This window comes from Vibrio sp. SCSIO 43153 (assembly GCF_023716625.1).
Classification (GTDB): Bacteria; Pseudomonadota; Gammaproteobacteria; order Enterobacterales; family Vibrionaceae; genus Vibrio; species Vibrio rotiferianus.
In genome coordinates this window covers 264513-276573 of the sequence record NZ_CP071855.1, presented here as the reverse complement: position 1 = coordinate 276573, position 12061 = coordinate 264513, and the positions used below count along the sequence as shown (strand labels likewise).

General features: G+C 45.6%; 19 protein-coding genes. 3 read left to right on the top strand and 16 right to left on the bottom strand.

Annotated elements, in window-relative coordinates; translation table 11 throughout:
• Nucleotides 1-24: 24 nt before the first annotated feature.
• The 16 genes from rpsN to rpmE form a co-directional block, all read right to left on the bottom strand.
• Nucleotides 25-330, bottom strand: coding sequence for a 30S ribosomal protein S14 (rpsN, locus tag J4N37_RS01305; protein WP_004410442.1), 306 nt, complete (start codon nucleotides 328-330; stop codon nucleotides 25-27).
• 17 nt (nucleotides 331-347) lie between these two features.
• Complete coding sequence (rplE, locus tag J4N37_RS01300) at nucleotides 348-887, bottom strand: 50S ribosomal protein L5 (RefSeq protein WP_010445325.1); 540 nt, start codon at nucleotides 885-887, stop codon at nucleotides 348-350.
• 23 nt (nucleotides 888-910) lie between these two features.
• Complete coding sequence (rplX, locus tag J4N37_RS01295) at nucleotides 911-1228, bottom strand: 50S ribosomal protein L24 (RefSeq protein ID WP_010445323.1); 318 nt, start codon at nucleotides 1226-1228, stop codon at nucleotides 911-913.
• Nucleotides 1229-1241: 13 nt separating this feature from the next.
• On the bottom strand, nucleotides 1242-1613 hold the full coding sequence (gene rplN, locus J4N37_RS01290; RefSeq protein ID WP_004410450.1) for a 50S ribosomal protein L14: 372 nt from the start codon (nucleotides 1611-1613) through the stop codon (nucleotides 1242-1244).
• Between the two features lie 164 nt (nucleotides 1614-1777).
• The gene (rpsQ, locus tag J4N37_RS01285) at nucleotides 1778-2032 is read right to left on the bottom strand and encodes a 30S ribosomal protein S17 (protein WP_010445317.1); all 255 of its coding nucleotides are present in this window, start codon (nucleotides 2030-2032) and stop codon (nucleotides 1778-1780) included.
• Complete coding sequence (rpmC, locus tag J4N37_RS01280; protein WP_004410456.1) at nucleotides 2032-2223, bottom strand: 50S ribosomal protein L29; 192 nt, start codon at nucleotides 2221-2223, stop codon at nucleotides 2032-2034. Before rpmC ends, rpsQ begins: the two co-directional genes overlap by 1 nt.
• Nucleotides 2223-2633 carry a 50S ribosomal protein L16 gene (rplP, locus tag J4N37_RS01275; RefSeq protein ID WP_005379577.1) on the bottom strand — a complete coding sequence of 137 codons (411 nt, stop codon included), beginning with the start codon at nucleotides 2631-2633 and terminating at the stop codon, nucleotides 2223-2225. Before rplP ends, rpmC begins: the two co-directional genes overlap by 1 nt.
• Nucleotides 2634-2644: 11 nt before the next feature.
• A complete protein-coding gene (gene rpsC / locus J4N37_RS01270; protein WP_005435080.1) occupies nucleotides 2645-3343 on the bottom strand; it encodes a 30S ribosomal protein S3 in 699 nt (232 codons plus the stop codon).
• An 18-nt stretch (nucleotides 3344-3361) separates the two neighbouring features.
• Nucleotides 3362-3694 carry a 50S ribosomal protein L22 gene (gene rplV, locus J4N37_RS01265; protein ID WP_010445309.1) on the bottom strand — a complete coding sequence of 111 codons (333 nt, stop codon included), beginning with the start codon at nucleotides 3692-3694 and terminating at the stop codon, nucleotides 3362-3364.
• A gap of 10 nt (nucleotides 3695-3704) precedes the next feature.
• Nucleotides 3705-3983 carry a 30S ribosomal protein S19 gene (gene rpsS / locus J4N37_RS01260; RefSeq protein WP_005431614.1) on the bottom strand — a complete coding sequence of 93 codons (279 nt, stop codon included), beginning with the start codon at nucleotides 3981-3983 and terminating at the stop codon, nucleotides 3705-3707.
• Between the two features lie 21 nt (nucleotides 3984-4004).
• Nucleotides 4005-4829, bottom strand: a complete 825-nt coding sequence (gene rplB / locus J4N37_RS01255; protein ID WP_005528534.1) for a 50S ribosomal protein L2 — start codon at nucleotides 4827-4829, stop codon at nucleotides 4005-4007.
• A 15-nt stretch (nucleotides 4830-4844) separates the two neighbouring features.
• A complete protein-coding gene (rplW, locus tag J4N37_RS01250; protein ID WP_004398471.1) occupies nucleotides 4845-5147 on the bottom strand; it encodes a 50S ribosomal protein L23 in 303 nt (100 codons plus the stop codon).
• Complete coding sequence (gene rplD, locus J4N37_RS01245) at nucleotides 5144-5746, bottom strand: 50S ribosomal protein L4 (RefSeq protein ID WP_005435074.1); 603 nt, start codon at nucleotides 5744-5746, stop codon at nucleotides 5144-5146. Before rplD ends, rplW begins: the two co-directional genes overlap by 4 nt.
• A 17-nt stretch (nucleotides 5747-5763) precedes the next feature.
• The gene (rplC, locus tag J4N37_RS01240; protein ID WP_005435072.1) at nucleotides 5764-6393 is read right to left on the bottom strand and encodes a 50S ribosomal protein L3; all 630 of its coding nucleotides are present in this window, start codon (nucleotides 6391-6393) and stop codon (nucleotides 5764-5766) included.
• Between the two features lie 14 nt (nucleotides 6394-6407).
• Nucleotides 6408-6719, bottom strand: coding sequence for a 30S ribosomal protein S10 (gene rpsJ / locus J4N37_RS01235; RefSeq protein ID WP_004410492.1), 312 nt, complete (start codon nucleotides 6717-6719; stop codon nucleotides 6408-6410).
• A gap of 456 nt (nucleotides 6720-7175) precedes the next feature.
• The gene (gene rpmE, locus J4N37_RS01230; RefSeq protein ID WP_010445294.1) at nucleotides 7176-7394 is read right to left on the bottom strand and encodes a 50S ribosomal protein L31; all 219 of its coding nucleotides are present in this window, start codon (nucleotides 7392-7394) and stop codon (nucleotides 7176-7178) included.
• Between the two features lie 297 nt (nucleotides 7395-7691).
• Between rpmE and priA the strand changes: the two genes are divergently transcribed.
• The 3 genes from priA (at nucleotide 7692) to ftsN (ending at nucleotide 11783) form a co-directional block, all read left to right on the top strand.
• The gene (priA, locus tag J4N37_RS01225) at nucleotides 7692-9893 is read left to right on the top strand and encodes a primosomal protein N' (protein ID WP_252041529.1); all 2202 of its coding nucleotides are present in this window, start codon (nucleotides 7692-7694) and stop codon (nucleotides 9891-9893) included.
• A gap of 204 nt (nucleotides 9894-10097) precedes the next feature.
• A complete protein-coding gene (gene cytR / locus J4N37_RS01220; RefSeq protein ID WP_252041528.1) occupies nucleotides 10098-11105 on the top strand; it encodes a DNA-binding transcriptional regulator CytR in 1008 nt (335 codons plus the stop codon).
• Between the two features lie 132 nt (nucleotides 11106-11237).
• On the top strand, nucleotides 11238-11783 hold the full coding sequence (gene ftsN / locus J4N37_RS01215) for a cell division protein FtsN (protein WP_252041527.1): 546 nt from the start codon (nucleotides 11238-11240) through the stop codon (nucleotides 11781-11783).
• Nucleotides 11784-12061 lie beyond the last annotated feature (278 nt).

Below are 12061 nucleotides of genomic sequence, written 5' to 3'. Positions count from 1 at the left end.
TTACTCCAAATGATTAAGTGGCAATTACCAGCTAGCCTTACGAAGACCCGGAATCTCGCCTTTCATGCAAGCTTCACGAACCTTAATACGGCTTAGACCGAACTTACGTAGGTAACCGTGTGGACGACCAGTTTGGTTACAACGGTTGCGCTGACGTGATGCACTTGAATCACGTGGAAGAGATTGCAGTGTAAGAACCGCATTCCAACGATCTTCTTCAGATGCGTTTACATCGCTGATGATAGCTTTTAGCGCCGCACGCTTTTCAGCGAACTTAGCTACTAGCTTCGCACGTTTTGCTTCACGTGCTTTCATTGAATTTTTAGCCATAACAGTAACCCTTCACCTTACTTACGGAATGGGAAGTTAAAGGCAGCCAGCAGAGCACGGCCTTCCTCATCAGTACCAGCAGACGTCGTAATAGTGATGTCTAGACCGCGTACTCGATCAACTTTATCAAAGTCGATTTCCGGGAAGATGATTTGCTCGCGAACGCCCATGCTGTAGTTACCGCGACCGTCAAAAGACTTAGCGCTAACACCACGGAAGTCACGTACACGTGGAAGTGCGATAGAGATTAAACGCTCTAAAAATTCCCACATACGTTCGCCACGCAAGGTTACTTTACAACCGATAGGGTAGCCTTCACGGATTTTGAAACCAGCAACAGATTTACGCGCTTTAGTGATAAGTGGCTTTTGACCAGAGATCGTTGCCATATCAGATGCTGCGTTTTCTAGCAGTTTCTTATCGTTGATTGCTTCACCAACACCCATGTTTAGGGTGATTTTCTCGATTCTAGGGACTTGCATGACGCTTGTGTAGCTAAACTGTTTGGTCAGTTCAGCGACTACAGACGACTTGTAGTAATCATGCAGTTTCGCCATAGTAGAACTCCAAATTACTTCTATTAGTTAGAAACGATTTCGTTGTTAGATTTAAAGAAACGTACTTTCTTACCATCTTCAAAACGGAAACCGATACGGTCAGCTTTACCAGTAGCTGCGTTAAAGATCGCCACGTTAGAAACATCGATTGCTGCTTCTTGTTCAACGATACCACCTTGTTGACCTAGAGCCGGAACCGGCTTTTGGTGTTTCTTAACAAGGTTGATGCCTTCAACGATAACTTTACCAGTTGCTAGGACCTTAGTTACTTTACCTTTCTTGCCTTTGTCTTTACCAGCAAGAACGATTACTTCGTCATTACGACGGATTTTAGCTGCCATTTCTACGTGCTCCTTACAGAACTTCTGGAGCCAGTGAAACGATCTTCATGAACTTATCGCCACGAAGTTCGCGTGTCACAGGACCAAAGATACGTGTACCGATTGGTTGCTCTGTATTGTCGTTCAACAATACGCAAGCATTTCGGTCGAAGCGAATGACAGAACCGTCAGGACGACGTACGCCTTTACGGGTGCGCACTACCACCGCCTTCAGAACGTCACCTTTTTTAACTTTACCGCGAGGAATTGCTTCCTTAACAGTAACTTTGATAACGTCACCGATATGTGCATAACGGCGGTGAGAGCCACCCAGAACCTTAATACACATTACGCTGCGTGCGCCTGAGTTATCAGCTGCGTCCAGCATACTTTGCATTTGGATCATGTTAGTGCTCCGCTAAATTATAAAAAAACTAGACCCTCTCGGGTCGGGCTGCCTCTTTAAAAGGGACGCGAATTGTACCACCCTTTTTTTCAATTGGGTAGTCAAAAAATAAACGGCCCCAAAAATAATTTTGGAGCCGTTTAGTTTCATAGAATTAGCTAGGATTAACCTTTAGCTTTTTCTAGAACTTTTACCAAAGTCCAAGACTTAGTCTTAGACAGTGGACGACACTCAGCGATTTCAACTGTGTCGCCTAGGCCACACTCGTTGTTCGCGTCATGTGCGTGTACTTTAGTCGTACGCTTTACGAATTTACCGTAAATTGGGTGTTTCACCATGCGTTCGATAGCAACTACGATAGACTTGTCCATCTTGTCGCTAACTACACGACCTTGTTGAGTACGTTTTACTTCGCTCATTATGCGCCTGCCTTCTCAGTCAAAACAGTTTTCACACGTGCGATATCACGGCGTACAGCTTTCAGAGTATGAGTTTGCTGTAGCTGACCAGTTGCAGCTTGCATGCGCAAGTTGAACTGTTCGCGTAGCAAATTCAATAGCTCAGCGTTAAGCTCTTCAACGCTTTTCTCGCGTAGATCTTGTGCTTTCATCACATCACCTGCTTAGTTACAAATGTAGTCTTGAATGGCAGTTTACGAGCCGCTAGGCGGAACGCTTCACGTGCCAATTCTTCAGGTACACCACCCATTTCGTACATAACCTTACCAGGTTGGATTTGGGCTACCCAGTACTCAACGTTACCTTTACCCTTACCTTGACGAACTTCAAGTGGTTTTTCTGTGATTGGTTTGTCTGGGAACACACGGATCCAGATTTTACCTTGACGCTTAACGTGACGTGTCATTGCACGACGTGCCGCTTCAATTTGACGAGCAGTTAGACGACCACGGCCAACAGCTTTAAGACCGAATTCGCCGAAGCTTACATCAGTACCTTTAGCTAGACCACGGTTACGACCTGTCTGAACCTTACGGAACTTAGTACGTTTAGGTTGTAGCATCTGTCGACTCCTTACTTACGGCCTTTACGCTGCTTCTTAGGCTTGTCGCCTTTAGGCTCTACAGCGTTAGCTGCTGGCATACCACCTAGGATCTCACCTTTGAAGATCCAAGTTTTAATGCCGATCACACCGTATTGAGTGTGAGCCGAAGAAGTTGCGTAATCAATGTCTGCACGTAGAGTGTGTAGAGGCACACGGCCTTCACGGTACCACTCAGAACGTGCGATTTCAGCGCCGCCTAGACGACCGCTTACTTCCACTTTGATGCCTTTAGCACCTAGACGCATTGCGTTTTGTACCGCGCGCTTCATAGCACGACGGAACATAACACGACGCTCTAGTTGAGACGCGATGCTGTCACCAACAAGTTGTGCATCAAGTTCAGGCTTACGTACTTCAGCGATGTTAATTTGCGCTGGTACACCTGCAATTTTTGCTACAGCTGCGCGTAGTTTCTCAACGTCTTCACCTTTCTTACCGATTACAACGCCTGGACGAGCAGTGTGAATAGTCACACGGATGCTCTTAGCAGGACGCTCGATAACGATACGTGAAAGAGACGCTTTTTGTAGTTCCTTAGTTAGGAACTGACGTACCTTGAAGTCGCCGTCTAGGTTGTCAGCGAAATCTTTGGTGTTAGCAAACCATGTAGCATTCCAAGGCTTAACGATGCCAAGACGAATACCATTAGGATGTACTTTTTGACCCATTGCTTACTCTCCTAGTCTCTAGCGATCTGCTACAACAACAGTGATGTGGCTTGAACGCTTCAAGATACGATCCGCACGACCTTTAGCACGAGGCATAATACGCTTCATGATAGGGCCTTCATCTACAAAGATTTTTGCGACATTCAGATCGTCAATATCTGCACCTTCGTTGTGCTCCGCGTTAGCGATAGCAGACTCTAGAACTTTCTTAACTAGAACAGCAGCTTTTTTGTTGCTGAAAGTTAGGATTTCTAGAGCTTGGTCAACAGATTTACCACGAATTAGATCCGCAACTAAGCGAGCTTTCTGAGGCGAAATGCGAGCAAAGTTATGTTTAGCAATAGCTTCCATCATTTACTCCTTAACGCTTCTTAGCTTTCTTATCCGCAGCGTGACCGCGGTAAGTACGTGTTGGTGCGAATTCACCTAGTTTGTGACCGATCATTTCTTCGGTAACGAAAACAGGTACGTGCTGACGACCATTATGGACAGCGATGGTCAAACCGATCATCGATGGGATGATCATTGAACGACGGGACCAAGTCTTAAGTGGCTTTTTGTCTCCGCTTTCCACCGCTTTCTCTACCTTCTTCAGCAAGTGTAGGTCAATAAATGGACCTTTCTTGAGAGAACGTGGCATGGCGATTCCTCTTTATATAGATTACTTGTTACGACGACGTACGATGTACTTGTCAGTGCGTTTGTTCTTACGAGTCTTGAAGCCTTTAGTTGGCATACCCCAAGGAGATACTGGGTGACGACCGCCAGATGTACGACCTTCACCACCACCGTGTGGGTGATCAACCGGGTTCATTACTACACCACGTACGGTTGGACGTACGCCGCGCCAGCGTGAAGCACCAGCTTTACCAAGTTCACGTAGCATGTGCTCAGAGTTACCAACTTCACCGATTGTTGCACGGCCTTCAGAAAGAACTTTGCGCATTTCGCCAGAACGTAGACGGATAGTTACGTACGCACCGTCGCGAGCAACGATTTGAGCGTAAGCACCAGCCGAACGAGCTAGCTGACCACCTTTACCAGGTTTTAGTTCAACGTTGTGTACAGTTGAACCTACTGGGATGTTACGCATTGGAAGAGTGTTACCAGCTTTAATCGGTGCATCAACACCAGATTGGATAACATCACCCGCGTTAACACCTTTAGGTGCTAGGATGTAGCGACGCTCACCGTCTTTGTAAAGAACTAGAGCAATGTTTGCGCTACGGTTTGGATCGTATTCTAGACGCTCAACTGTCGCTGGGATACCGTCTTTAGTACGTTTGAAGTCAACTACACGGTAGTGGTGCTTGTGACCACCGCCGATGTGACGTACTGTGATACGACCGTTGTTGTTACGACCACCGTTCTTAGAGTTTTTCTCTAGAAGAGGTGCGTATGGCTTGCCCTTGTGTAGGTCAGCGTTAACAACTTTAACAACGTGACGACGACCAGGGGAAGTCGGCTTACATTTAACAATAGCCATTTTTAACTACTCCTGTTATTCCGCGCCGCCAACAAAGTCAAGATCTTGACCTTCTTTCAAAGTAACGTACGCTTTCTTAACGTCGCTGCGGCGACCTTGGCGTAGACCTTGACGTTTGGTCTTACCCTTAGTGATAAGAGTATTTACAGACTTAACTTCAACTTCAAAAAGCTTTTCTACAGCTGCTTTGATCTCTTTCTTAGTTGCATCTTTAGCTACTTTGAAAACGATAGTGTTCGCTTTCTCAGCTGCCATAGTTGCTTTTTCAGAGATGTGCGGAGCACGTAGAACTTTTAGGATACGCTCTTCAGTGATCATGCTAGCATCTCCTCAACTTGCTTAACTGCTTCAGCAGTCATTACAACTTTGTCGAACGCGATTAGTGAAACTGGGTCGATACCAGCAACGTCACGTGCGTCAACTTTGTATAGGTTACGAGCAGCTAGGAATAGATTCTCATCTACTTCGCTAGTCACGATTAGAGCGTCAGTTAGCTCAAGCTCTTTAAGCTTAGCAACTAGCTCTTTAGTCTTTGGCGCTTCAACTGAGAAGTTATCAACAACGATTAGACGCTCTTGACGAACTAGCTCAGAAAGAATGCTCTTCATAGCACCGCGGTACATTTTCTTGTTAACTTTTTGGCTGTGATCTTGTGGTTTCGCAGCAAAAGTAACACCACCTGTACGCCAGATTGGGCTACGGATTGTACCAGCACGCGCACGGCCAGTACCTTTTTGACGCCATGGCTTAGCGCCACCGCCAGAAACTTCTGAACGTGTTTTTTGAGCACGAGTACCTTGACGAGCACCTGCTGCAAATGCAACAACTACTTGGTGTACAAGAGCTTCGTTAAACTCACGTCCGAAAGTAGTTTCGGAAACAGTTAGTGCATCAGCACCTTTAACCATTAGTTCCATTACTTACTCCTGAGACGTTATGCTTTAACAGCTGGTTTAACGATCACGTTGCCACCTGTTGAGCCTGGTACTGCACCTTTAATAAGAAGCAGATTGCGCTCAGCGTCAACACGTACGATCTCTAGGTTTTGAGTCGTTACACGCTCAGCACCCATGTGACCTGCCATTTTCTTGCCTTTAAATACGCGACCTGGAGTTTGACATTGGCCAATTGAACCCGGTGCACGGTGAGACAATGAGTTACCGTGAGTCATATCTTGAGTACGGAAGTTCCAACGCTTAACAGCGCCTTGGAAGCCCTTACCCTTAGATGTACCAGTAACGTCTACTTTCTTAGTTTCGTTGAATAGTTCAACTGTTAGCTCAGCGCCAACTGCGAACTCTTCACCGTTTTCCAAACGGAATTCCCAAAGACCACGACCAGCTTCAACGCCAGCTTTAGCAAAGTGACCTGCTTCAGCTTTGTTTACACGGTTAGCTTTCTTTGAACCAGCAGTTACCTGGATTGCAGCGTAGCCATCTGTCTCAAGAGTTTTAACTTGAGAAACACGGTTTGCTTCAACTTCAACAACTGTTACTGGGATAGAAACGCCGTCTTCAGTAAATACGCGGGTCATGCCCACTTTACGACCGATTAGACCAATCATTCTTCTAATCTCCCTTAACCTAGGCTAATTTGAACGTCAACGCCCGCAGCAAGGTCTAGACGCATTAGAGCATCAACAGTTTTGTCTGTTGGCTCAACGATGTCGATTAGACGCTTGTGAGTACGAATTTCGTACTGGTCACGTGCTTTCTTGTTAACGTGTGGAGAGATAAGAACTGTGAAACGCTCTTTACGAGTTGGCAGTGGGATTGGACCACGAACCTGTGCGCCAGTGCGCTTAGCTGTTTCAACGATTTCCGCTGTAGAAGCGTCGATTAGTTTGTAATCGAATGCTTTTAGGCGGATACGGATACGTTGGTTCTGCATGAGACAGAGCTCCAATATTAAAAATTACACAAACAATATCGCCACTCAGACTCGTCAAGACGAGAGAATGCCGATTGATTTATGTGAAACCGTAGCGTCCAAGATTAGGACACATTGTCAGTTAATTTTCGATTAACTATCCCTATATACCAGAGTCACGTCTGGGGATAGTTTTTCCGAAGAAAAGATAGCTAATTGTATTAACCGCGAACATAAGCTGAGTCTACATTACCGCGTAAATCACTAGGATTTACTCGCTCCTCATTGCTCATTGGTTCACAACTGGCTTAACCAGTGCGACGCATTATACAGATCACACTTTAGGATGCAAGAGCTGAGTGAAAAATAATCGAATAAAATCCAACCACTCGAAATATCCAAAAGTTCTGCCGCCGCATAAACAAAAAGGACGCCGTAGCGTCCTTTTTTAAACAGGAATGATAATAGCGCTGGCTATTACTTCTTGCTTGATAGTGCACCGAAACGCTTGTTGAAGCGATCAACACGGCCGCCTGTATCAACGATACGTTGCTTACCAGTGTAGAATGGGTGACACTTGTCACATACGTCTAGGTGGATAGATTCCTTCGCTAGAGTAGATTTGAACTCAAAAGAGTTGCCGCAAGAACAAGTAGCAGTTACTGCTTTGTATTCTGGGTGGATACCAGCTTTCATGGGATAACCTCAATAGTAGGCCGTGTCGCTATACGAATCTAAGCCGCACACCACACGTAATTAATATCAAAAATGCGATACCGCATCGACCAATTGCCGAAGCCATATCTCAAGGCGCAGTATAGTAATGAATCACCTTGCTAGGATCAACACATTTGGCAACTTTTTCGCCACTTTTTTCACCAGCACTTATATATAGAGGACTTTCTCTTACCTTATTTGAGGATTACTCGAATTCCACCGAAGGTTTTAATAGACTATACCCTCTTCTTCCCTCTTTTATATAGTTAAGATTCTATGCGCCCATCCATCGCTAGAGTGGCACTACCGGTACCACTCGACAAACAGTTTGATTACATCATTCCCGGGCATCTCTTTCCGCTCATTGGAGGAAGGGTGTCTGTTCCTTTCGGCCGTCAGACCCTTGTCGGCATAGTCACTGCGATGGTGAACCATTCTGATTTTCCTAAAGAGCAACTGAAACCAATCAAAGCAGTTTTAGACGCCCAACCTCTATGGCCAGAGAAACTATACTCCTTACTTACTTGGTGTAGTCAGTTTTACCAATACCCTCTCGGAGATACATTACACAACGCGATGCCCACTGCACTGCGTAAAGGTAAACCTGCAGACTTTGCTACGCTGCAAGAGTGGAAGATCACTACATCGGGTAAAGATAAGCTGATGCAAGGTTTAGGGCGCGCAGTCAAACAACAGCGTGCTTTGCAGATGTTAGTTAATGGCTCAGTTCCGCATCAAGAGTTTATTGATCATGAAATTGGGTCTAGCGTACTTAAATCTTTAGAAGAGAAAGGCTGGGTCGAACGCATAGAGAAGAGGCCAACAATCACTAAGTGGGGCCAACAAGTCGAGTGCGACGTAGAGAAGCCAAAACTCAACCATGAACAGGCGCTGGCTATTGCAAGCGTAAACAGTCAAACCGGTTTTGCCTGCTATTTATTAGAGGGCGTAACCGGCTCAGGTAAAACCGAAGTCTACTTGAACCTCATTAAGCCAGTGCTTGAGCAAGGTAAACAAGCATTAGTTTTGGTGCCAGAGATAGGTTTAACACCACAAACTATCAACCGCTTTAAACATCGCTTTAATGTTCCCGTTGATCTGATCCATTCTGGGCTAAATGATACCGAGCGGCTGAATGCTTGGCTTTCTGCACGGGACAAAGCCGCCGGCATCATTATTGGTACCCGCTCTGCCCTGCTAACGCCTTTCGCCAATCTCGGCATTATTATCGTCGATGAAGAGCACGACTCGTCTTATAAACAGCAAGACAGTTTGCGCTATCACGCTCGTGATGTCGCAGTCATGCGTGCCCACAAAGAGCAAGTACCTATTGTGCTTGGATCAGCGACCCCTGCTTTAGAAACGCTGCATAATGCGCTATCGGGCAAATACCACCACTTAACGTTGACTCAACGTGCTGGCTCTGCGGTACCTACCACCAACAAAGTACTCGATGTTAAAGGGCTTTATTTAGACAGTGGGTTATCCGCGCCTTTGATTGCAGAAATGCGCAAACACCTAAAAGCAGGCAATCAAGTCATGTTGTTCTTAAACCGCCGAGGCTTTTCACCAGCATTGATGTGCCATGAATGTGGCTGGATTGCGGAATGTAAACGTTGTGATGCTTACTACACCTTCCATCAATACAGCAATGAGATTCGCTGTCATCACTGCGGCTCACAGCAACCTGTGATTCATCAATGCCAAGGGTGTGGCTCGACACAGTTAGTGACTGTGGGCGTAGGCACGGAACAACTCGAGTTACAATTGGCAGATCTATTTCCCGAATACAAAGCCATTCGTATTGATAGAGATAGCACTCGCCGCAAAGGCAGCCTAGAGGATGCGCTCGAGTCGATTCGTAAAGGCGAATACCAAATTTTAATCGGCACTCAAATGTTAGCAAAAGGCCACCACTTCCCTAACGTGACACTTGTTGCGCTGCTAGATGTGGATGGCTCTTTATATAGTAGTGACTTCCGAGCATCAGAGCGTTTAGCACAGTTATTCATTCAGGTCGCCGGGCGCGCTGGCCGAGCAAGTAAGCCGGGAGAAGTGATACTGCAAACCCACCATCCAGAACATAGTTTGCTACAGGCGCTGCTGCAAAAAGACTACCGACACTTTGCCATGACCGCATTAGAAGAACGTAAACTGGCTCAATTACCGCCATATAGCTTCTTAACATTATTTAAAGCAGAGGCTAACCAAAGCGAGGTGGTTGAAGACTTTTTACGTCAAGTGCGTTTTACCCTTGAATCACACCCGCTATTCGATGACTCCTGCATGGTATTGGGGCCGACACCATCACCGTTAGCAAAACGTGCGGGTAAGTATCGATGGCAATTATTACTACAAACCCAGCATCGCTCATTGATGCAAAAGTTATTAACCAGTGCGAAACCTGCTATTGAGTTGTTGCCAAATTCCAAGAAAGTACGCTGGAATTTAGACATAGAACCACAAGATCTCAGCTAGCAAACGTTTAACTATGTAATGAATTACCGTCTTATGTGATGAAAATCACAATCGCATTGCAATTTTTGTTAATCAGGCCGTAACTTTCACTTTAGAAATGAATAGACTATCCAAATTAGCAAAGTCTAAAGTGGATCAATCACATAGGCTGATATTAGAACAATGACAAACGTCATCTGGCAATCAATTGAGAGGGTATAAACTATGGCGACAATGAAGGATGTTGCCCAGCTTGCTGGAGTCTCTACCGCAACCGTGTCGCGAGCTCTGATGAATCCGGAAAAAGTATCATCATCGACACGAAAAAGAGTAGAAGATGCAGTACTTGAAGCTGGCTACTCACCGAATTCATTAGCACGCAACTTACGTAGAAATGAATCAAAAACCATTGTCACTATAGTTCCCGACATCTGCGATCCGTACTTCTCTGAAATCATTCGTGGTATCGAAGATGCAGCAATGGAACATGGCTACCTAGTCCTACTGGGCGACAGTGGTCAACAGAAAAAACGAGAAAGCTCATTTGTAAACCTCGTCTTTACCAAACAAGCTGATGGCATGCTACTGCTAGGCACCGATTTACCATTCGATGTCAGCAAGCCAGAACAGAAAAACTTACCGCCGATGGTGATGGCTTGTGAGTTTGCTCCTGAGCTAGAACTGCCAACCGTACACATTGATAACCTAACCTCTGCTTTTGAAGCTGTGAACTACCTAACTCAATTAGGCCATAAGCGTATCGCTCAAATCTCTGGTCCAGAGAGTGCTGCACTATGCCAATTCCGTCAGCAGGGTTACCAACAGGCGTTACGTCGTGCGGGCATTACTAAAGAAGCACAATACAGTATCGTTACTGACTTCACCTTTGAAGGCGGTGCACAAGCAATCCGTAAACTACTCGAACTACCAGAGCCACCTACCGCTGTATTCTGTCATTGTGACACCATGGCTATTGGTGCGCTCCAAGAAGCAAAACGCCTAGGATTGAGAGTTCCACAAGACATCTCAATTGTTGGGTTTGACGATATCCAATTTGCTCAGTACTGCGATCCACCGTTAACTACCATCTCGCAACCTCGTTATGAGATCGGTCGCCAAGCCATGCTAATGATGCTAGAGCTGTTAAAAGGTCATGATGTACACTCCGGCTCTCGCTTACTTGAGACCAAACTTGTTGTTCGAGGTAGTGCTGCTCCACCACCATTACGCTGATAACTAGCCACTCTAGCATCGCTAAAGTGGCCAGTTTCCTGCACGTAGCTAACAAGATTACATTGTCAGGGTGTTTTCTCTCCTCGTTCTGGATTACCATACTGTCAGAATCCTTGATGACCTGAAGTTACCGTGGCAAATAGAGATTATGTACGACGTGGTCGTGGCACGCCGAAAAAAACAACCAAGAAACAACCATCACGAAAAAAACCTTGGCGTAGTGGCCTACTAGCTGTCTTGCTTGTGGGGGGCTTTGGCTATGGCTTATACCTACTGAGTACCGATCCTGAGCCAGAAAAGCCAGTAGCGAAACAAGAGCCGATGAAGACAAGCAAGCCGAAACCAAAGAAAGAACTTCCACCTCCTCCTGAGGAAAAGTGGGAATATGTCGAGTCTTTACCTAGCCGTGAAGTCGAAGTGGTCGCGAAAGAAATTGAAGTCTCAAAGATCCCTTACATAATGCAATGTGGGGCGTATAAGACTCAGGCTCAAGCAGAAGACCGTAAGCTAGCGATCGCTTTTCAAGGTATTTCTAGCAGAATACGTAAGAAAGAAGGCAGCTCTTGGTACCGTGTCGTACTAGGTCCATATAAGTTCAAACGTGATGCGGAAAAAGATCGCCATAAATTGCAACGAGCCAAGATCGAACCGTGTGCGATTTGGAAAGAGAATATTTAACTCTTAAAGATCTCATTAATGTCGAGACCAACCAAGTAATCGGTTGGTCTTTTCTTTTATCCAACAGTAAGTCGAGATCCCCTACTCGGGTAATCCATAACCACTCACATTGCTCAGTGAGCCCGCAGTTATCATCAAACCACTTACGCTCCAAAGCATCTCACTCTCTTCCTCGTTCAAAACGACAAATCATAATGTCGACAAAGGAAAAACGACTTCCCCTTGAATCCCGAATCCCTTCCCCCCATATAATGATTAAATCCAAAGAGAAATAATTA

Bases quoted from the DNA above. Each gene is read 5' to 3' on its own strand.
- rpsN (WP_004410442.1), bottom strand. From the start codon at position 330: ATGGCTAAAAATTCAATGAAAGCACGTGAAGCAAAACGTGCGAAGCTA.
- rplE (WP_010445325.1), bottom strand. From the start codon at position 887: ATGGCGAAACTGCATGATTACTACAAGTCGTCTGTAGTCGCTGAACTG.
- rplX (WP_010445323.1), bottom strand. From the start codon at position 1,228: ATGGCAGCTAAAATCCGTCGTAATGACGAAGTAATCGTTCTTGCTGGT.
- rplN (WP_004410450.1), bottom strand. From the start codon at position 1,613: ATGATCCAAATGCAAAGTATGCTGGACGCAGCTGATAACTCAGGCGCA.
- rpsQ (WP_010445317.1), bottom strand. From the start codon at position 2,032: ATGAGCGAAGTAAAACGTACTCAACAAGGTCGTGTAGTTAGCGACAAG.
- rpmC (WP_004410456.1), bottom strand. From the start codon at position 2,223: ATGAAAGCACAAGATCTACGCGAGAAAAGCGTTGAAGAGCTTAACGCT.
- rplP (WP_005379577.1), bottom strand. From the start codon at position 2,633: ATGCTACAACCTAAACGTACTAAGTTCCGTAAGGTTCAGACAGGTCGT.
- rpsC (WP_005435080.1), bottom strand. From the start codon at position 3,343: ATGGGTCAAAAAGTACATCCTAATGGTATTCGTCTTGGCATCGTTAAG.
- rplV (WP_010445309.1), bottom strand. From the start codon at position 3,694: ATGGAAGCTATTGCTAAACATAACTTTGCTCGCATTTCGCCTCAGAAA.
- rpsS (WP_005431614.1), bottom strand. From the start codon at position 3,983: ATGCCACGTTCTCTCAAGAAAGGTCCATTTATTGACCTACACTTGCTG.
- rplB (WP_005528534.1), bottom strand. From the start codon at position 4,829: ATGGCTATTGTTAAATGTAAGCCGACTTCCCCTGGTCGTCGTCACGTT.
- rplW (WP_004398471.1), bottom strand. From the start codon at position 5,147: ATGATCACTGAAGAGCGTATCCTAAAAGTTCTACGTGCTCCGCACATC.
- rplD (WP_005435074.1), bottom strand. From the start codon at position 5,746: ATGGAACTAATGGTTAAAGGTGCTGATGCACTAACTGTTTCCGAAACT.
- rplC (WP_005435072.1), bottom strand. From the start codon at position 6,393: ATGATTGGTCTAATCGGTCGTAAAGTGGGCATGACCCGCGTATTTACT.
- rpsJ (WP_004410492.1), bottom strand. From the start codon at position 6,719: ATGCAGAACCAACGTATCCGTATCCGCCTAAAAGCATTCGATTACAAA.
- rpmE (WP_010445294.1), bottom strand. From the start codon at position 7,394: ATGAAAGCTGGTATCCACCCAGAATACAAAGCAGTAACTGCTACTTGT.
- priA (WP_252041529.1), top strand. From the start codon at position 7,692: ATGCGCCCATCCATCGCTAGAGTGGCACTACCGGTACCACTCGACAAA.
- cytR (WP_252041528.1), top strand. From the start codon at position 10,098: ATGGCGACAATGAAGGATGTTGCCCAGCTTGCTGGAGTCTCTACCGCA.